This window comes from Nitrosomonas ureae (assembly GCF_001455205.1).
GTDB lineage: Bacteria > Pseudomonadota > Gammaproteobacteria > Burkholderiales > Nitrosomonadaceae > Nitrosomonas > Nitrosomonas ureae.
In genome coordinates this window covers 2,813,438-2,835,658 of sequence record NZ_CP013341.1, presented here as the reverse complement: position 1 = coordinate 2,835,658, position 22,221 = coordinate 2,813,438, and the positions used below count along the sequence as shown (strand labels likewise).

The window sequence follows — 22,221 nt, the reverse complement described above, 5'->3', positions numbered from 1 at the left end:
ATGAAAAACAATAAAGACCTTACCCAGAGACGAGCTCGTCTGACGCCAGAGCAGCAACAGCGACTGAAACAGCGGCTTCAAATAAATAGTGACCGGGCGCACCAGAAATCCACCCTTGCACGCCGCCATGCCAGCGAATCTGCACTTGTTTCCTATGCCCAGCATCGGCATTGGTTTTTATGGCAACTGGATCCGCAAAGCACGGCATACCACCTAAGCGGCGTGCTGCGCCTGCTGGGGAAGCTGAATGCTGAAGCATTGCAAGTCAGTTTTCAGGCACTGGTAGCGCGGCATGAATCGTTGCGCACGGTTTTTCGAGCTAATGCAGAAGGACTGCCGGAGCAGATCATAGAATCGGAAGGTAAATTTGAACTGACAATGATCAGTTTGTGCGATTTACCGGCAGAGCAGCGCGCCCAACGCGCGCGTGACGAAGCGATGCGGATCAACGCAACACCGTTTGATTTGACGCAAGGCCCTTTATTGCGCGTTGCCTTGATTCAGATTGCGGCAGAAGAACATCATCTGGTGGTTGTGATGCATCACATTATTTCCGATGCCTGGTCCAATCGCATTATCATCGACGAATTTGCCGCGTGCTATCGTGCACACATTGAAGGGGAGCCGTTACTGCTGCCAGAACTTCCGATTCAATATGCCGACTATGCGCAATGGCAGCGCAACTGGCTGGAAGCAGGAGAGAAAGATCGTCAATTAATATACTGGCGCAATCAGTTAGGTGCAGAGCATCCGGTATTGCAGTTGCCGACGGACTATGCGCGTTCGTCGAACAGCAGTTACCGGGCGGCACAGCATGATTTCACTTTGCCCGATTCATTGGCAACCCGCTTGCAATGCCAGGCGCAGGATCGGGGAGCAACGCTGTTCATGATGTTGCTCGCCGGTTTTCAGGCATTGTTGCACCGCTACACCGGTCAAGGCGACATTCGCGTCGGAGTGCCGATTGCCAATCGTCACCGGGCGGAAATAGAAAATGTTGTGGGCTTGTTTGTGAATACTCAGGTATTGCGCAACATCATCGATAGCCGCATGCCGCTGAGCATGATACTTGAGCAATCCCGTAAGGCCGCTTTGGGTGCGCAGGCATATCAGGACTTACCGTTTGAGGAGCTGGTTGAAGCGCTGCAACCGGAACGCAGCCTGAATCAGAATCCACTGTTCCAGGTCATGTTCAATTACTTGCGCGAGGACTATCGCGCGCTGCAGCAACTGCCCGGTTTGACGGTTGAAGAATATCAACCCGGGGAGCGGGGGGCACAATTCGAATTGACGCTGGATATCGTGGAAAGGCCGGAAGGTCGGATTGATGCGCGCTTTACTTACGCCGCCGAACTGTTTGAAGCGGAGACAATCAAGCGATTAAGCGAACATTACTTAAAAGTTTTGGAACAACTGGCTGAATGTCCGCAACGATGTGTAGGTGACATCACGTTATTAAGTGTGAATGAATGGGAGCAGCTGAAGAACTGGGGAGTGAACGAACGGCGTTATGCCAATACTGAGCCCGTGCATCGACTGATCGAACATCAGGTGGCAGTTCATCCTGATTCGATTGCACTTATTTTTGCTGATACCGAGCTCAGCTATGCAGAGCTGAACTGTCGCGCGAACCGGCTGGCGCACCGACTTATCGCGCTGGGCGTTAAGCCGGAAATCCGTGTGGGGATTGCGGTTGAGCGTTCAATCGAGATGATCGTGGGTCTGCTCGCAACACTCAAGGCGGGCGGTGCGTATGTGCCACTGGATCCGGATTACCCGCAGGATCGTTTGAATTACATGGCGATGGATAGCGGTATTGAGCTACTGCTGACACAAAGCCATATCAGACAGAAAATTCCACTGCTTGCAGAGTGTGAAATACTGGAACTGGATAGGCTTGACCTGGCAAAAGAACCGGAACACAACCCCAAAATCAATTTGCACGGCGAACACCTCGCCTACATCATTTATACCTCGGGCTCCACCGGTAAACCAAAGGGCGTGGCCGTGCGCCATCATGCATTGGGTCACTTCATAATGAGTATGCTTGAGTCGCCTGGTATGGAAGCTGGTAATACGTTGATATCGGTTACTGCATTTTCATTTGATATCGCCGGATTGGAAATTTATCTGCCTTTAAGTACAGGCGCCCGATTAGTGCTGGCATCCCGGACAATAACCCAGGATGGACCCAAGCTCGTGCGCTTACTCAAAACTTACCTGCCAAATGTATTTCAATCGACACCGGCTGGGTGGCGCGTACTACTGGCAGCAGGGTGGAAAGGTTTGCAGGAAGGAAACCACTTATCTCTGAAATGCTTATGCGGTGGAGAAGCGTTATCAATCGACCTGGTTGATCAGTTGCGGGCATTGAATGTTGAATTGTGGAACATGTACGGGCCCACTGAAACAACTATTTGGTCAATCATTGGAAAAATCAATCAAAGAGTGACAACGCTTGGTGCGCCCATTGCCGCTACCCGGTTGTTCATTCTCGACACTCAACTGAATCCGGTTTGTTGCGGTATGCCAGGAGAATTATATCTCGGCGGTGAAGGACTTGCGCGGGGTTATTACAATAACCCGGGTTTAACTGCGCAACGATTTATAGCTGATCCATTCAATGAGAAAGGGGAGCGGCTTTACCGTACGGGAGATCTGGCGAGATGGCGATCAGATGGGCAGATAGAATATCTGGGGCGCCTGGATCATCAGATTAAGATCAGAGGTTTTCGTATCGAGTTGGGTGAAATTGAAGCGCAACTGCTGCTACAACCGCAAATCCGGGAAGCGGTGGCGGTAACAAAAGAGAGGCTGGGTAGCATAAGGCTGGTTGCCTACATTTCTTGTCGAGAAGGAAGCACGATAAATACGGCTGAACTGCGCGATGCACTGGCAAAATCCCTACCGGATTATATGATTCCGTCAGCAATAGTTATATTGGAAAACCTACCACTGAATGCGAACGGCAAGGTGGAGCGCAAACTTTTACCCGATCCGGAATTGATCGACATGAACCTGTATGAAGAACCGCAGGGCGAAGTGGAAGAAGCATTGGCGGCAATCTGGAAAGAAGTATTAGGTCTTCATCTAGTGGGACGCAATGACCATTTCTTTGAGCTGGGAGGACATTCTTTGTCGATTTTGCAAGTTCAGCAGAAGTTACAGGCCATGAGGCGGATTACATTACCATTGCGAGCCTATTTTGAGCATCCTCTTTTGAGAGAAATTGCTGCGATGGTACAAGCGCAGAGTGCTCCAATTGCCGAAGAACGCAACACATTGGATGAAATGGCAGAAATAATTGATTTATTGGAGAATTGATTGGAATTGAATAAACAAGATATTGCTAAACGGTTCTGTGCGCTTTCAGTTGAGAAACAAAAAGCCTTTCTCAATACCTTGAAGGAACGGGGAATTGATTTCTCCTTGCTTCCTATCGTCCGGCAATCCCTGGAAAATTCTCCTATTCTTTCCTATGCCCAGCATCGGCATTGGTTTTTATGGCAACTGGATCCGCAAAGCACGGCATATCACCTAAGCGGCGTGCTGCGCCTGCTGGGGAAGCTGAATGCTGAAGCATTGCAAGTCAGTTTTCAGGCACTGGTAGCGCGGCATGAATCGTTGCGCACGGTTTTTCGAGCTAATGCAGAAGGACTGCCGGAGCAGATCATAGAATCGGAAGGTAAATTTGAACTGACAATGATCAGTTTGTGCGATTTACCGGCAGAGCAGCGCGCCCAACGCGCGCGTGACGAAGCGATGCGGATCAACGCAACACCGTTTGATTTGACGCAAGGCCCTTTATTGCGCGTTGCCTTGATTCAGATTGCGACGGAAGAACATCATCTGGTGGTTGTGATGCACCATATTATTTCCGATGCCTGGTCCAATCGCATTATCATCGACGAATTTGCCGCGTGCTATCGTGCACACATTGAAGGGGAGCCGTTACTGCTGCCAGAACTTCCGATTCAATATGCCGACTATGCGCAATGGCAGCGCAACTGGCTGGAAGCAGGAGAGAAAGATCGTCAATTAATATACTGGCGCAATCAGTTAGGTGCAGAGCATCCGGTATTGCAGTTGCCGACGGACTATGCGCGTTCGTCGAACAGCAGTTACCGGGCGGCACAGCATGATTTCACTTTGCCCGATTCATTGGCAACCCGCTTGCAATGCCAGGCGCAGGATCGGGGAGCAACGCTGTTCATGATGTTGCTCGCCGGTTTTCAGGCATTGTTGCACCGCTACACCGGTCAAGGCGACATTCGCGTCGGAGTGCCGATTGCCAATCGTCACCGGGCGGAAATAGAAAATGTTGTGGGCTTGTTTGTGAATACTCAGGTATTGCGCAACACCATCGATAGCCGCATGCCGCTGAGCATGATACTTGAGCAATCCCGTGAGGCCGCTTTGGGTGCGCAGGCATATCAGGACTTACCGTTTGAGGAGCTGGTTGAAGCGCTGCAACCGGAACGCAGCCTGAATCAGAATCCACTGTTCCAGGTCATGTTCAATTACTTGCGCGAGGACTATCGCGCGCTGCAGCAACTGCCCGGTTTGACGGTTGAAGAATATCAACCCGGGGAGCGGGGGGCGCAATTCGAATTGACGCTGGATATCGTGGAAAGGCCGGAAGGCCGGATTGACGCACGCTTTACTTACGCCGCCGAACTGTTTGAAGCGGAGACAATCAAGCGATTAAGCGAACATTACTTAAAAGTTCTGGAACAACTGGCTGAATGTCCGCAGCGATGTGTAGGTGACATCACGTTATTAAGTGTGAATGAATGGGAGCAGTTGAAGAACTGGGGAGTGAACGAACGGCGTTATGCCAATACTGAGCCCGTGCATCGACTGATCGAACATCAGGTGGCAGTTCATCCTGATTCGATTGCACTTATTTTTGCTGATACCGAGCTCAGCTATGCAGAGCTGAACTGTCGCGCGAACCGGCTGGCGCACCGACTTATTGCGCTGGGCGTTAAGCTGGAAACCCGTGTGGGGATTGCGGTTGAGCGTTCAATCGAGATGATCGTGGGTCTGCTCGCAACGCTCAAGGCGGGCGGTGCGTATGTGCCACTGGATCCGGATTACCCGCAGGATCGTTTGAATTACATGGCGATGGATAGCGGTATTGAGCTACTGCTGACACAAAGTCATATCAGACAGAAAATTCCACTGCTTGCAGAGTGTGAAATACTGGAACTGGATAGGCTTGACCTGGCAAAAGAACCGGAACACAACCCCAAAATCAATTTGCACGGCGAACACCTCGCCTACATCATTTATACCTCGGGCTCCACCGGTAAACCAAAAGGCGTAGCCGTGGAACATGGAGCATTGGCAATGCATGTGCAAGCCATCGGCGAGCTTTATGAGATGACAACGGAAGATCGTGAATTGCAATTTGCCTCGATAAATTTTGATGGTGCGCATGAACGCTGGCTGGTACCGCTGGCCTTTGGTTCAGCACTAATGCCGCGCGATAATGATTTCTGGTCTGTTGAACGTACTATTTCTGAGATTGCCAAGCATCGAATTACTGTCGCTTGCTTTACACCGGGCTACTTGCAGCAACTGGCAGAGTTTTCCGGCAATGCGGGGCAAAATTTGCCAATTCGTTCCTATACTGTTGGTGGCGAGGCAATGAGCCGTACCAGTTTTAACTTTATACAGGAAACACTCCGCCCTCCACGCATCATCAACGGTTATGGTCCTACCGAAACAGTTATCACGCCCTTAATTTTTAAGGCGTATCCAGGAACCCAGTTCGATTCAAGCTATATGCCGATTGGTTCACGTGTCGGTGATCGTACGGCCTATATTCTAGATGCAGAATTTAATCTGGTGCCACAGCAAGTGAGTGGAGAATTGTATCTTGGCGGGACAGGGCTTGCGCGCGGTTACCTGAATAAAGCCGGCTTAACAGCCGAGCGTTTTATAGCGAACCCTTTTGATGCGGAGGGAAGCCGTTTATACCGAACGGGTGATTTGGCACGCTGGCGAAAGGATGGACAGATTGAATATCTGGGGCGCGTGGATCATCAGGTGAAGGTGAGAGGTTTTCGCATTGAATTGGGGGAAGTTGAAGCGCAGTTGCAGTTACAGCCTGATGTCAGGGAAGCGATAGTAGTGGCGAAGGAAGGGCCCGGCGGCGTGCGTCTGGTCGCCTATGTTTCGCTACACGCCGGGTATGCGAGCGATGCTGCCACGGTGCGTGAATCCCTTGGGAATACATTGCCGGATTACATGATTCCATCGGCGATCATTGTGCTGGAAAGTTTGCCGCTGAATGCGAACGGCAAGGTGGATCGCAAGTTGTTGCCGGAGCCTGAATTTCTCAGTACGGATCAATATGAAGCGCCTCACGGGGAAATAGAAGAGACATTGGCGGCAATCTGGCAGGAAATTCTGCGTATCGACCGCATAGGGCGCAACGATAATTTTTTCGAGCTAGGGGGCGATTCGATTCTCAGTTTGCAGATTGTCACCAAAGTGCGCCGTGCAGGCTGGAAAATCACGCCGCGGCAACTATTCGAGCGGCAAACGATAGCTGCTCTGGCGGTATTGACCAAACCGGTGGATACGGTTGCCGGGGTTATTCATGAGCAGGCTGTTTCTACGGGTGAGCCCATTCCCATGCTGCCCATACAGCTTGAGTTTTTTACACAGCAAATACCTTCGCGGCATCATTGGAATCAGGCCATGCCGTTGAGAATCCGGCAATCTCTCAATGCGCTGTCACTGGAGCAAGCACTAAAGGCGATTGTTCAACATCATCGAGCGCTACGTTTTTGTTATGAGGAACAGGTTGATGGTCGGTGGATGCAAATTCCCACGGAATCAATATCGCAAGACCTGCTGTGGAAGCGGCATGCCACTCATACGGAACAATTAATCGCGCTCTACAACGAAGCGCAGCGTAGCCTGAATTTGCAGCAAGGCCCGTTGATTCGGGGCATGCTCGTTGATATGGCTGATCATACCCAGCGGTTGTTGCTGGTTATTCATCATTTGGTGATTGACGGTGTTTCCTGGCGCATTCTGATGGAGGATCTGGAAACTGCTTACACTCAGGCGTTGCGCGGTGAAACGATTATCCTGCCTGAGAATACCAGTGACTATTCCATCTGGACTCAGCGGCTGCAACAGTATGCGCTTAATCATGCAGCTGAATATGCTTATTGGCAGAATCTGGCAAATATCTCCACTGATCTGCCTTGTGATTTTCCGCAAGGCTCAAAGCGCATGCAATGCTATCAGAAAATCACGATAAACTTGAATCAGGAACAGACTCAAGCTTTACTCAAAGATGCGCCGACTGCTTATCGCACACAAGTCAACGACCTGCTCCTTGCCGCACTGGGTAATGCGTTATGTCACTGGAGCGGTTATAAGGAAATTCTGGTTGATCTCGAAGGTCATGGGCGAGAGGATCTCTACCCTGAAATTGATCTTTCGCGCACGATCGGATGGTTTACATCCATTTTTCCAGTAATACTGAGCGCATCGGGAGATCTGGCTCAGAGAATCAAGCAGACGAAAGAATATTTGCGGTGCATACCGAATAAAGGGTTAGGTTATGGTCTGTTTAAATACTATGGCACCGAGGAGCAACGGCAAATTCTAGCCGAACTGCCAAGGGCGCAAGTAGTATTTAATTATCTGGGTCAATTTGACGCCAATTTCGCGGAAGATACACTCTGGACGCTGGCCGATGAATCCGTCGGTGAATCGATGGATGCCGGCGTTCTAAAGCAGCATGATCTATTGATTAACAGTCATATATACGATGGCAAGTTTTGTTTGGAAGTAAGTTACAGCGAAGCGCGATATCTTAAAAAGACGATAGAAGCATTTGTAAATTCGTTTATGGCTGAGCTCGAAGACGTGATTGCGCATTGCGGAGGAGATGTTAGGGGTGTCACGCCGTCTGATTTTCCCTTGATTCAAATAACTCAGGACGAATTGGACATTTTACCGATACCTGTTGCGCAGCTCGATGATCTTTATCCGTTATCGCCGATGCAAACCGGGATGTTGTTCCATAGCGTATTTGATGCGGATGAGGATGTTTATCTGAATCAATTGCGGGCGGATGTGGAGCATTTGGATGTGGAACGCTTCAAAGCTGCCTGGCAGGCTGCGATAGATCGGCACGAGATATTGCGTACCGGTTTTGTTCAGGAAGGAAAGACCCCCTTGCAATGGGTGGCCAAAATCGCCGAGCTGCCATTCGTGGTGCATGACTGGCGCGATCTGAATACTCACTCTCAAGCGACCTGGCAGCAGGATCTTGATGCATTGGCACGATCAGAACACATACTGGGTATTGATTTAACTAAACCGCCGCTTGTTCGTATTGTCATCTTGCGCCTCGCTGATAATCGCTATCACGTCATCATGACGATTCATCATCTTTTATTGGATGGCTGGAGTACTTCTCAGCTGATGGGGGAGGTACTGCGGCAGTATAGTGGTGAAACATTATCATCGCCTCGCGCCCGGTATCGGGATTTTATCGAATGGTTAAATGGCCGCGATCAGAATAAATCAGAAATATATTGGCAGAAGCGGTTGCATGATATTACCGAGCCGACAAGATTGGCCAATGTGATTTCCATGCCTGTAAGAAATATAGGTTATCAAGAGTATGTGCACCCACTTGACCGAGCTATTGGTAACAAACTGATTCATTTTGCAAAACGTGAGCGTATCACGGTAAATACTTTGCTACAGGCTGGCTGGGCTTTGTTGCTGGGACACTATACAGGTCAGCAAATAGTTACCTTTGGAGTGACGGTAGCCGGTAGGCCATCGGATTTGCTCGCAGCGGATCAGATTCTCGGGCTCTTTATCAACACCTTGCCGGTGAGTGTCGAACTTCGGCCTGAACTGACCGTGGGTAGCTGGTTACGTGATTTACAAGCGCAAAACCTGGCTTCACGCGAACACGAGCATACGCCTTTATATGAAATTCAACGCTGGGGAGGGCAAAGCGGGCAAGGGTTGTTTGATAGTATTTTAGTCTTTGAGAACTATCCGATCGATGAGACATTCAAGCAATATACACCTGGAGGACTTATTTTCTCTGATGTCAGGGGACTAGAGGCTACCAATTATCCAATGACAGTTTCGGTCATAGAAAGCGAGGGATTAAGTTTGCACTATGGATATGATCGGCAGTTCTTTTCAGAAATAACCGTCACTCGCATCGCGACCCAGATCGAACAATTGCTTGAAAAGATTACTCATGGCGAAAACAAATGCTTGCATGACATTACGCTTTTAGGTGAAGCGGAATGGAAACAGCTAAAAGATTGGGGAATCAACGACCAGCGTTATAACTGTAATGAGCCCGTGCATTGTTTGTTTGAGCAACAAGTAAATAAGCAACCTGAAACAATAGCACTCATTCTTGATGACGTACAACTCAGCTACGCGCAATTGAACGAGTGTGCAAATCGATTGGCACACCGGCTGATTGCGCTGGGAGTCAAGCCGGAAAGTCGGGTAGGAATTGCCGTTGAACGTTCGACCGACATGGTAATCGGATTATTGGCGACGCTCAAGACAGGTAGCGCGTATGTGCCGCTTGATCCGGATTATCCGCAGGAGCGGTTAAATCATATGATTATAGACAGTGCAATTGAATTGCTGTTAACTCAAAGCCCGCTGCGGAACCGGATTCCTCATTCTGTAGAGTGTAATATCCTGGAGTTGGATAGGCTGGATCTGATCGACTATCCGGATACCAATCCCTATGTGAGGCTGCATGATGAACATCTGGCTTATATCATTTATACCTCCGGTTCTACCGGAAAACCTAAAGGCGTCGGCGTTGCTCATCATGCATTGGCTGAACATACATATGTTGCCATTGATTTCTTCAAACTGTGCAGCACAGACCGGATGCTGCAATTCTCCACGATCAATTTTGATGGTTTCATCGAGCAACTTTTCCCTCCTTTATGCGCCGGCGCAGCCATTGTGTTACGGGGCTCCCAGTTATGGGATAGTGATATGTTTTACCGTGAATTGATGGATAAACAGATCACCGTTGCCGATCTCACTACAGCTTACTGGTTTTTGCTCGTGCAAGATTTTGCCAAGCGAGGACTGCGCGATTACGGCTCGTTGCGGCAAGTGCACGCGGGTGGCGAGGCCATGTCTCCGGAAGGAATCAAAGCTTGGCGGCAAGCCGGTATGGCTGGAATCACCTTGTTGAACACCTATGGACCTACAGAAGCGGTTGTTACCGCGACGGTTGCTGATTGTGGTGAGAATAAATCCGTCGATAATTTCGACTCAACTCAAGTGACAATCGGGAAACCTTTACCAGCACGACGCATTTATTTACTCGATGCTAATTTGGCACCCGTTATATGCGGTGTTCCCGGTGAATTGTGTATCGGTGGCGAGCTGCTCGCACGGGGTTATCTCAATCAACCTGCATTAACTGCGGAGCGGTTTATCGCAGATCCTTTTGATAGCAAAGGAGGGCGGCTTTACTGTACCGGTGATCTGGCCAGATGGCGAGCGGACGGACAAATTGAATATCTGGGACGTTTGGATCATCAGGTTAAAATCAGAGGATTTCGCATTGAATTAGGTGAAGTTGAATCCCAGTTGCTGTTACAGCCGGGAATCAGAGAGGCCATTGTGGTGGTGAAGGAAGGATCGAACGGAGCAAAGCTTGCCGCGTATGTATCCCCGCATGCAGGGATAACGATCGATACAACCGAGCTAAAAGAAACGCTGATGCAATCTTTGCCGGACTATATGATTCCTGCGGTATTTGTCGTGTTAGCGGGTTTGCCATTGAACGCGAATGGTAAGGTTGCCCGAAACTTGCTACCCGAACCTGAATTTGTCGGCACAAGTCAATATGAAGCGCCGCAGGGAGAAGTGGAAGAGGCGCTGACGGCCATTTGGATGGAGGTATTGGGTATCAGACGAATCGGGCGGAATGATAACTTCTTCGAGTTGGGTGGAGATTCTATCCTGAGCTTGCAGATTGTTACGCAAGCACGCCGAATAGGATGGAAGTTTTCACCGCGGCAATTGTTTGAACAACAGACGATTGCCGCATTGGCGCAGGTGACAGAAGCAGTGTCAGAACCTATGGCTGATGAATCGCAATCTGATCGCGGTTATCTGAAAGATTATCTCGATGAAAAAATCATAGCAGCACTGCCATTCGGTAATAACGAAATAGAAGATATTTATCCGTTGTCGCCGATACAGGAAGGGATGTTATTTCATACCTTGGAAGCGCCTGGTACCGGTCTTTATGTAACTCAAGCCAGCGTTGAGGTGGAAGGGCTTGATGCTGCGCGCTTGGAACAGGCTTGGCAGGCAATGATTGCCCGGCATCCGATATTGCGCACCGCTTTTTTATGGCGAGCAGGGCTTGCCCGCCCATTGCAGATTGTTCTCAAGCAGGCAGCAATGTCAGCTCATCACTTGGATTGGCGCGAAAAGGAACTTAAGGAGGAACAAATTACCGCTTATGCTGATCAGGAGTTGAAACGTGAATTTGATTTTCTCAATCCACCGCTGGCGCGATTAAGCCTGATCAGAATCGACGAAAATCGACACCAACTGATATGGACTAAACACCATATATTGTTGGATGGTTGGAGTGATTCCATACTAATCAGTGATTGGTTGCGTTGTTACAATGGTGAAAAGCTTGCACCGGTTGGTCCCGATTACGGTGCTTATGTGCACTGGCTGGAAAAACAGGATAAGCAGGCTTCACAACATTTCTGGCAAGCTGAACTCAGTGGCATTGAAGGATCGACCTTCTTGTCGCAATCCGTTACCAAGGCGGTTAATAAAGAGGATCGCCCGGAATTTGCTCAGATTTATACGCGACTGAGTGTCGAGGAAACACGTTCATTGCAAATTTTTGCGCAACAAACACATATCACATTGAATACTTTTGTCCAGGCCGCATGGGCATTATTGTTGCAGCGATATACGGGGAAACAGACGGTTGTTTTTGGGGCCACGGTGTCAGGTCGGCCACTGGGGTTATCTAAAGCGGATGAAATAGTTGGATTATTTATCAACACGATTCCTATCCCAGTAGAGCGGCATAGCAATCTAACGGTCAGTGAATATTTAAACGTATTGCAGAAAACCAATGCGCGCTTGCGCGATTACGAGCACACGTCGCTGGCAGATATTCAGCGCTGGGCGGGATTCTCCGGCCAGCCGTTGTTCGACAGCATTGTCGTATTCGAAAATTACCCGATTAACGCAGCCTTACGTGATACTGAATCATATGGATTGCGCTTTGGCGCAATGCAAGGCAAGGGATTGACAGGATATACGATGGATTTGCAGGTGATTGTCGAGGATACGTTGGAAATAGAATACTCATACGCTTGCAATGATCTCACCGATCAATTTGTACTAGCTCTGCGTAATCATATGGAACTGTTGATGCGGGAAATGATGAGCGATCCGCTGCGAATTGTTGGAGAACTGGGGTGGCTGGAAAAACATGAGTTTGATCGATTATTTCTTCTTCGTGGCAACTCAGGTTCACGCCAAGTATCGCGGGCTTATCAGCCGGTTCATCACCTGATCGAACGCAATGCAGCATTGCAACCGGATGCCATTGCGTTGCTGATGGGGGACCAGGAAATATCCTATGTTGAACTGAATACGCAAGCGAACAAGCTGGCTCATCGGCTCATGCAACTAGGAATCAAACCGGAAATGCGTGTGGGTGTTGCAATGGAGCGTTCCCTGGATATTATTGTCACGCTACTGGCCATACTTAAATCCGGCGCGGCTTATGTTCCCCTCGATCTGGATTATCCGAGTGATCGGCTTGCATTCATGATAAAGGACAGCGCGTTATCGTTATTAATCGCGCAAAGTAAAGTATTGTCGAAGTTCGAGTTCGATACCGTTGTACCTAAACTGGCCATGGATGCTATAGAGCTTAAGACTGAATCAGCACGTAATCCGACGATACCGGTTCATGAGCATAATCTTGCTTATGTCATTTACACATCAGGATCCACAGGTTTGCCGAAAGGTGTGGCGGTGACGCATGGTCCGCTTGCCATGCATTGCCAGGCGACTGCCCGGATTTATGATATGCATCCCGGTTCCTGCGAATTGCTTTTCATGTCATTTTCGTTTGATGGTGCACATGAACGTTGGCTGACCGCGCTGACCGTCGGTGCCGGTTTGGCGGTACGGGATCAGGAATTGTGGACTGCCGAACAAACTTATGACGCTTTGCGTCATTATAGTATTACTAACGCCGCATTCCCGCCAGCCTATCTGGGGCAAATTGCCGAGTGGGCGATGCCTCGCAATGACCCACCGCCGGTAGAACTCTATGTTTTTGGTGGGGAAGCCATGCCCAAAACTTCATATGACTTGATTCGCCGAACTTTGCGACCGCGCACGTTGATTAATGGCTATGGTCCCACTGAAACCGTAGTGACTCCGTTGATCTGGAAAACGCAGGCAAGCGGCAGTTTTGACTGCGCTTATGCACCGATTGGGCGCCCTGTGGGAGAACGCGTTGTGTATATATTGGATATCGATATGCAACTGGTGCCAATCGGTATTATGGGCGAGCTGTATATTGGTGGATATGGTCTGGCGCGGGGATATTTAGAACGATCCGGCCTGACTGCCGAGCGCTTCATTGCAGACCCGTTTGATGAAAGCGGTGGTCGTCTTTATCGTACAGGCGATCTGGTCAGATGGATGGATGACGGTAATATCGAATATGTCGGTCGCACGGATCATCAGGTAAAAATACGGGGATTTCGTATCGAATTAGGTGAAGTTGAGGCTCGTATGCGCGAGATCAATGGCGTAGCGGATGCTGCTGTTGTTGTGCATCAGAGTGCGGCAGGAACACAATTGGCGGCCTATGTCGTTCCTGCCGTGGAACAATCAGCGCAAAGCTTGATAACTCATTTGAAGCAAACGCTTGGTCAGCGATTGCCAGAATACATGTTGCCTGCATACTTTGTATCATTGAATGCATTACCCCGCCTGCCCAGTGGTAAACTTGACCGGAACGCATTACCAGAACCCGAAGTTTCTTCGAGTGATGCATATCAGGAGCCATCGACTCCTGAAGCCAAGATACTTGCAAGCATTTGGCAAGCAGTATTGGGTGTGGAACGTGTCGGTGAAACCGATAATTTTTTTGCATTAGGGGGCGATTCATTATCGAGCCTGAAAGTCATGGCGCGTATCCGCAGCCAGACCGACGTTAAATTGGATTTCAAGCTAAGGGATTTGATACAACGGCCCACTATTGCCAGCCTGCTTGGGTTGGATAAACGGACTTCGGTGGATGCAAACGGCTTGCTGGCGCTCAATCAGTTTAGTGGAGATGAAAACGTTAAGCCCCTCTTTTGTATTCATGCCGGATTGGGGACTGTATTTGATTATCAACCGCTGGCGCGGCAGTTGCAAGGTATTCGGACTGTTTATGGATTGCCTTGTCGTATGCTCGCAGACATTTCGCATCGCGATGTATCTTTGGTGCAGATGGCAGAAGATTATTGTGAAATGATTCAGGCTGTCCAGCCGGAAGGACCCTACCATTTGGTGGGTTGGTCGCTGGGAGGAACTCTGGCCGCTTTGATGGCTGCAATATTGGAAGCGAATAATCAGATAGTAACATTCCTTGGATTGATTGATCCTTATGTTCCCGGAGTGGAATTGCTTCAATCAGATGATTGGCGGCAAGATTTTTTTGATTTTGTTTCCGTGGCGATTCCTGGTACAGCACCCGATGATGACTTGAAGGATGTCCTGGCCAGTCAATCTATGGTTGTGGAATCAAAGCAAGCGGTCGTTGATTTACTGGAGAAAGTATTATCCATCAGGCAAGCCAGAATCCAAACAGGCAAGCACACGGAAATTCAGGATTATGCTGATCTGGGCGTAGAAGAATTAGCACATGTTTTTCTGGTAGCGCGCCATTTAAAAATGCTTTCCTTGCAGACCAATGCTCTGAATCCTTTGCATACTGATGCTATTTGCTGGTGGGCGGCGACACGAGAAGCAAATGACCGACATGCACTGGAGTCGCAACTTAAGCCAACCAAGATTCATTCGATGGAAATCAATACAGATCATTTTGATATTGTGCGTGCTGAAGCATTACTGTCAAAAGTTAAATCACTTCTGATGACGGATATGTTCAACCTTCTGTTTCAGTAGAAGAACTTTAGTTACCAGGGTTCATTTAGAAATTAGAAAAATTCTTAATGGCTGTCGTGTTTCCACGTCTAGACTTTATCCAATTTATTGTTACTGCAACCAAGTGTTGACGCCGATCGAGAATTCTTGCTGTTGCAGTTGTACTGTTTTGTAAGTGTTCAGCGCCACCACCTGGAGTTGGAGTTGCCCCCTTTGAACGGACACATTATGTTCTGTTTAAAGGAGAAGTAAGATGACACAAAACTACAAACCTGCTTACCCACCGGAGTTTCGTCAGCAGATGGTGGAATTGGTAGCATTAGGCAAATGCCCCAAGCAATTATCCAAGGAATTTGGATGCCACTACACTTCGATACAAACCTGGTGTCGAGCAGCAGGTGTACCAATTAGATCAAGCCAGGCAATTGCTTTCGCTGCGACATCGAGTGTTGCTTCCTTGAGTGCCAACGAACGGCAGGAACTGCTGGAATTGCGTAAGAAGCTCAAGCGTGTGGAGATGGAGCGTGACATATTGGCAAAGGCTACGGCCTGGTTTGCAAACAACAAGGATTGATGGGGAAGGTGTACCAATTAATCAAGGCAAACCGGGCCCAATTTCCGGCTCGTGTTCTATGCGAGACACTCGGTGTATCGCACAGCGGTTACTATGACTGGGCAAAACGCACACCCAGCCGACGGGCCATTACCAACTGTCGATTGATCGAGCAGATCATGGCCATATACCGTACCAGCGATTGTACGTATGGCCGCCCCCGCATTACCGTTGAATTAGCCGATCGTGGAGTCAGGGTCAATCATAAGCGCGTAGGCAGATTGATGCGTGAAGCTGGAATTAAAGGGGTGAGTCGCAGGCGAGGCTTTGTGATCACGACTCATCGGAATAAGCGTGACCGCCCTGCACCGGATTTAGTGCAACGCCATTTCAAGGCAGCTAGCATCAATCAACTATGGGTTGCGGACATGACTTACATTCCTACCTGGGCAGGGTTCCTGTACCTGGCCGTGGTCATCGATGTATTCAGCCGTAAGGTAGTGGGCTGGTCTTTCGGTGAAACCATGACAGCAAGCCTGGTGATCAGTGCGTTGAACATGGCGTTAATCACTCGTAAACCGGGCAAAGTGATTCACCATAGCGATACAGGGCAGTCAATACACCAGTGTTGAATTCGGCAAGCGATGCAGGGAAATGGGTGTGCATCCCTCCATGGGAAGTGTGGGTGATGCTTACGACAATGCAATGGTTGAAAGCTTTTTTGCCAGCCTGGAATGTGAATTGATCGATAGGCGCTCCTGGAAAAATAAAACTGAAGCAAGGCTGGCCATATTCACCTGGATCGAGTCATGGTACAACCCAACTCGCAGGCATTCCGGACTGGGATACTTATCACCAAACAATTTTGAGAGAAAACTGAATGAGAAAAATCAAATCGCGATAAACTGCAATCCGCTTTCACAGGTCGAGACTCTCTCGACTCCATGAAAAAAATGTCCGCCAAAAGGGGACAACTCCAACTTCAGATAGCCACGAGAATAGAATCCGGATTGATATGAGTAGAGTCAGTCATATTGATGTCCTCACAGTTTGTTGATAGGTATCAAATATTCTGAGGTATAGCGCTGACTCTTTCATTACTCCGAATGTACTACGGGCGGGAATTCGCCGGATTTGATGAGATCAGCAAACAACTGGATGCGGACTTCTATTTCGCCCACCCTTACGCTTCATGAGAACGAGGGACGAACGAGAATACTAATGGACTGATTCGGCAGTACTTCCCCAAAAACAGGGACTTCACCACTATTACACAACAGGAAATGGATACAGCAATGGAAAGATTGAACAATCGACCTAGAAAACGGCTTGGATACCAAACACCTAATCAGGTATTCTTCAAATCAGGCGTTGCACTTCATATTTGAATCGGCATAATTATTAAGAAAAGGTTCTTTCTAAAATCATACCAAACCGGCTCTCAAGCACTAACTGGCGTTTGTAAAAACTGACTCTAACTTCCAGCGTATTTATCAGCCGCCACCGATGTGGCAACCGTGGGTGCTGCCGTGATACTGGTTCATATCGGTATTAAAGTCTGGCGTTGGATTAGAAGCGCATTCTAATCTGACTCACAAGGGGGCGTTTCGCCCCCTTCAACACCTCCGGACTTCAAACCATGGGCTATTACTATCAGGGCAGATGCCTCGATACTCTCACCGAGTATCACATGCACTTTGCGCAAAATTGCAGCAATGTCGGCGGTCAAGGGCTTTCAGGCTGGTTCTATTTCTGTACCGGAACGGAATCCGGCGTGATCGTCCAAGCCTACCAAACATCAACAGGCAATCTAACCGGCACAACCATTGAACATGTGCCGCAAGCCATACCGTGCGAAGTCTCTCTCACCAATCAAACCGGCTTCATGTGGGAACTGGCATTGATCCTAATTGCTGGCTTCTCCATTCGGGCAATCATCAAGGCATTTCAATAATGGAAATTTGGCTCTATGACTTCTTCTATCTACTCGCTTTCATGGGTGCGCTATGGCTAATTTTCACCGCTTACTAACAACAATTTTTTTCAGTTTATTTTTTTGTTCTCCGGCTTTCTCGCAATCCGCACCGGTCGGCGCCATCGACCTGGCCGGATGGATCAAAGGCGCTGACGGTGCCTATACTAAAGCATTCGGCGAATCGGCAAGAGTAACGCTCTCAAGTCCACCCGGCGGCATATCAACCACCTCAACAGCACTGATCAACACACCAAAAGGCATTCAAGCAATGGATATTGTCAAAACCGCTGCTGTGGATGTCGGCAGGGTGGGCGCATCCGTCGCAACTTTAGCCAAGCGGGTTGGACCCGTCGGCATGACATTAACCGCAGTTTCCCTGGTATGTGAATTAACAGACATTTGCAATGTTGACGGGGTTTTCAATAAATTTACTTCGTTAACTGGTGGCGATGCTATTGAAACACATGTCGGCTGGTGTGTCAGCAATGGAAGTCAAATACCTTGTTATCCTGATAAAGATTTAAGGTCTGTGGTTCAGGCCGCTAATGCCTGTTTTTCCGCCAATCCATCGAACTGCGAATATGGAGACACTGAGCCAAGATATACAGGCGGTACGCTCGTAGGTGCAAATTATCGTTTAAGATTTAAATCTGACGGATCATATACCTCTCCTATACCTGCAACATTCATGGAAACTTATACGCCGCCAGCTGCAACCTCTGCACCTGCCACAACATCGGATTGGGATTCCAAAGCAGCTTTGCTCAATGATGACCGCTTCATCCCTGAACTCATCAACAAAGGTGAAAGCGTGCCCTCCGGAGCTCCAACTCTGACACCAGACCAGAAAAAAGGACTCGGCCTCGAATCAAAACCCACCAGAGATTCAAGCGGCAATGTAACAGGGCGCGAAGACACCACCACGGAAATAGAGGCCGTTGACGCGGGTACCACAGACAATCCGGGGCGCGTCATTATCAAGGAAACACAAACGACGATTAAGTACGACATCAACAACAACCAAATCAACACCACCACCAACACCCGCTACAGCAGCCAGCCGCAACCGGACAAACCGCAGCAGAACTTTGAAATCAAGTTCGATGAAGTGCCACCGGCAGAACTGCAAACACACAATGTTCAAGCCACATTAACCGGCAATAGCTGGGGGGAGGAGGGAACCTGTCCGCCGGATATCCCTATCGACATTTCCTATTACCCGATGAATCTGGTCATTCCAACAGCGCCAGTCTGCGATACCGCAGAAAAGATCAATCCACTCGTTTTATTACTCGCATCGATTGCCGGTGTGTATATCGTCTCCGGCGTTCGCAGCACGGAGGTTAAATAATGTTCAATTTACTGATCATACCGCTCTGCGCTTTCCTGACATCGAGCATCGGCTTTCTGGCAGTTCGCGCCTTGTCGGGTCTAGGTATTGGCGTTTTGAGCTTCACCGCCATCAATGTGGCGCTCGATGCGCTGTTCTCGCAAGCGCAAGGATACTTTAGCGCTATACCTTACTTTGCTTTGCAAACCTTAAACCTTGCCGGATTTGGCCAGGGCTTGGGCATCATCATGGGCGCAATCACATTCCGCATGACTTTCGTACTGTTGCCTAAACTGGGAGTGATACCAAAATGATCATCATACTGACGGCAACGCCTGGCTGCGGAAAAACCAATCACGCCGTATGGAGCCACATTAAACCGGCGGTTGAAAATGAACGAATCGTCTATGTTTGCGGCATTCCGGATTTAAAGCTGATGCACATCAAGCTATCGATAGCCAAGCTTAACACCTGGGCAGAACGCACACCGATAGATGAAACTGAACCGGAAGGAAAGCAAAAGCTTAACAACATAACCGAAGGCAGTCTCATTGTTGTGGATGAAGCCGCTTATCCGTGGCCGGCCATCGATCTGAAAGACCCTCCGGAATACATCAAATATCTTTCCCAACATAGAAAGCACGGGCTTGATTTCCTGGTGATCACGCAATCGCCCAAGTTCGTGCATCCGTTCGTACTGGAAAACGCAGATAGGCATATTCACCTGAGCCAGGAATGGTCTGGTAATAAACAATATGAATGGTCGGAATACTGCGCTAACCCGAAACTCAAAACCAATCGTCAAAATGCAGTCAAGAAGCCGTACAAACTGGAAAAGAAAGCATTTGAATTGTATTACTCAGCCAGCCTGCATGTAGAAAAACCAAAACGAGCAATTCCTAAAATGGTTTATGCAGCAATATTCCTATTATTCGCAGTTCCGGCAATGGCAATGATCACTTATGGGCGCATTACTGACCGTCTAGCCGATCCGATGCAAGAAATTGCCTCAAATGAAGAGGAAAAAACCAACAAATCGGAGCAGGGCGACGATATGCCACCAGGAAGCGTTATTCCGGTAACTCAGCCTGTCATTGCATTGCCAAGTACAAAAGAATCGCTTTCAATGCTATCTGACGCGGTCGACTGGTCGCAGGTTGCCGCGTGCGTTTCCAGCAAATCGAATTGCATCTGTTATGGCCATCAGGCGCAACGATTGAATATTGTTCCGGATACTTGTAATGCGGCTATTAATTACGGGTGGATAACAAAGAATTTATAAATCACTTGAAACCTATATAGGAAGAATGTACTTAGGTCGATAGGTGTCCAACCACGCTGCTGACTCCAAAAGCCCACAAAGTTTCAATAAAAGAACTTGTAACTAAAATTAAACCAGCAGTTATTGTTGTTTTCATAGAATTCCCCTCCTTTATACTGTTGTCGTTGTTCGATAGATACAATTTATGACTAAAGCTACGCAGCAATGTAAGAAGAGCTACAAAGCCGACAAGCGCGAGGGGACTCGAACCCCCACCTATTTCCCCTATCGGCCTAAACACATTCCAGTTAATATTTTCCAGAGAAGTATAAAATATCATTTAAACTAAATCAACTACAAGGGGCGCGCCGCCGACCGGCGCGAAGGGCATGACCCCACAAGGGGGCATGTTGCCCGATCCCTAATAAGGTCTATTTCAAAAATGGCTTTCCTTTATTGCTAAACAGAATTTGATTTTTGATCTGTGCGGTATAATCCAAAATCTAAACCCTCATCAAGATAAATATGAATATATTGGATGAAGTTAATATAGAAGGATTCTGGGGTGCTCGCACCATTAATTTAAGTTGAATACCGACGTTAATTTTATTATTGGTATTAATGGTTCAGGAAAAACTACTGCAATTAATCTGATAGCTGCCGCCCTTACTGGTGATTGTGATGAATTAATGAGACTGGAATTCTCCAAAATACAAATTAGATTAAGATCTTTAAATTCAAGAAAGAAGCCAATTATAATCATAACTAAAGGTAGCATGTCTAAGGATAATGCTGCTGAAAATAAAAATTTGTTCGTATTTTATGATGTTAAGCAGTCTACGGGAGAAAAGGGAAAAAGATACGCAATTGGGTATCAAGAAGAGGAATGGCCGAAAGGTTATATTAGACATACATACCCTATACCAATATTTTTGCGAAGTTTAATAAATGTGAAATGGCTTTCTGTTCATCGAGGAAGTGTGATTAATAATTCACGTGAAAATAAACTAGAATCTTCTGTTGATAGAAAATTAATTGAACTTTCTAATCGTTTAGTTAGATATTTTTCCTCAATTGGTAAGCAAGGTACTCAGTTACTAGGGTCTGTTGACATTTCACATAGGTAGCCACAGATATCCACATGCCATGGCTACCATACTCTCAAAATTTCTCTTCAGTTTGTCGTATCGTGTCGCTACTGCCCGATACTGCTTTAGCCGGGCAAAAGCATTTTCCACCAAATGTCGGTATCCATACAAACCCCAATCCATATCTGCGTTGCCCTTCAACGAGTTGCGCTTTCTCGGTATCACAGCTCGAGCCCCTTTCTTCGTTATCTGTTCTCGTATACATTCGCTGTCATAGCCTTTGTCCGCAACAATCGCTTTCGCGTCAGGCAGTTTGGCAATCAAATCAGGTGCTATAGAACAGTCATTGACTTCTCCACCGGTGATTTCAAAATCGGCTGGTAAACCATAACTATCAACCGCCAGGTGAATCTTTGTGGTATTGCCTGCGCGGCTTTTCCCGATCGCCTGTGGTTCCTTGTCCGCTGCGCCTGCACTATGCTGGTGCAGCTTTAACATAGCTGCCATCAATAAATTCCCATTCACAATCCGGATCAATAGACAACGCCTTGAAAATCCTTAACCATTTGCTGCTTAATGACCACGCATTGAATCTTTTGTAGATGGAATTCCAGCTTCCAAATGCCTCAGGCAAGTCTCGCCACGGGCAGCCAACCCGCATTCGATACAGCATACCTTCTACTGTCATGCGCAGATTGCGCTTGTTATATATCGCTTCTTGAAGCAGAATCTTCTCCAGCTTCGACCAGAACTCATCACTGAGCATCAATCGGGGCATCGCAAACTCGTTTTGTTGGTGGTATGGGAACC

The 22,221-nt window shown here is 48.1% G+C and carries 9 protein-coding genes and 1 pseudogene; 9 read left to right on the top strand and 1 reads right to left on the bottom strand.

Annotated elements, in window-relative coordinates; all coding sequences use genetic code 11:
• The 9 genes and pseudogenes from ATY38_RS13245 (at nt 1) to ATY38_RS13205 (ending at nt 21,450) form a co-directional block, all read left to right on the top strand.
• A complete protein-coding gene (locus ATY38_RS13245; RefSeq protein WP_062559706.1) occupies nt 1-3,324 on the top strand; it encodes a non-ribosomal peptide synthetase in 3,324 nt (1,107 codons plus the stop codon).
• Nucleotides 3,325-15,225: an amino acid adenylation domain-containing protein gene (locus ATY38_RS13240; RefSeq protein ID WP_062559705.1), complete on the top strand. Its 11,901-nt coding sequence runs from the start codon at nt 3,325-3,327 to the stop codon at nt 15,223-15,225.
• 232 nt (nt 15,226-15,457) lie between these two features.
• Nucleotides 15,458-16,705, top strand: a pseudogene (locus ATY38_RS13230) (IS3 family transposase).
• Between the two features lie 560 nt (nt 16,706-17,265).
• A complete protein-coding gene (locus ATY38_RS17100; protein ID WP_082633073.1) occupies nt 17,266-17,343 on the top strand; it encodes a major capsid protein in 78 nt (25 codons plus the stop codon).
• Nucleotides 17,344-17,447: 104 nt separating this feature from the next.
• Entirely contained in the window at nt 17,448-17,711 is a 264-nt protein-coding gene (locus ATY38_RS13225; RefSeq protein ID WP_062559704.1) for a hypothetical protein, read from the top strand.
• A 52-nt stretch (nt 17,712-17,763) separates the two neighbouring features.
• Nucleotides 17,764-19,083 carry a virulence factor TspB C-terminal domain-related protein gene (locus tag ATY38_RS13220; RefSeq protein ID WP_062559343.1) on the top strand — a complete coding sequence of 440 codons (1,320 nt, stop codon included), beginning with the start codon at nt 17,764-17,766 and terminating at the stop codon, nt 19,081-19,083.
• On the top strand, nt 19,083-19,376 hold the full coding sequence (locus ATY38_RS13215; protein ID WP_062559344.1) for a DUF2523 domain-containing protein: 294 nt from the start codon (nt 19,083-19,085) through the stop codon (nt 19,374-19,376). The genes ATY38_RS13220 and ATY38_RS13215 overlap by 1 nt, the downstream gene beginning before the upstream one ends.
• On the top strand, nt 19,373-20,344 hold the full coding sequence (locus ATY38_RS13210) for a zonular occludens toxin domain-containing protein (protein ID WP_062559703.1): 972 nt from the start codon (nt 19,373-19,375) through the stop codon (nt 20,342-20,344). The genes ATY38_RS13215 and ATY38_RS13210 overlap by 4 nt, the downstream gene beginning before the upstream one ends.
• 566 nt (nt 20,345-20,910) lie before the next feature.
• Nucleotides 20,911-21,450: an AAA family ATPase gene (locus ATY38_RS13205; protein ID WP_062559702.1), complete on the top strand. Its 540-nt coding sequence runs from the start codon at nt 20,911-20,913 to the stop codon at nt 21,448-21,450.
• Here the strand turns inward: ATY38_RS13205 and ATY38_RS13200 are convergent.
• Nucleotides 21,439-22,189 (bottom strand): IS5 family transposase gene (locus ATY38_RS13200; RefSeq protein ID WP_082632988.1). Its coding sequence is split into 2 segments (ribosomal slippage): nt 21,439-21,897 and nt 21,899-22,189, totalling 750 coding nucleotides; the frame shifts between segments, so codons are not numbered across the junction. The genes ATY38_RS13205 and ATY38_RS13200 overlap by 12 nt on opposite strands.
• Nucleotides 22,190-22,221 lie beyond the last annotated feature (32 nt).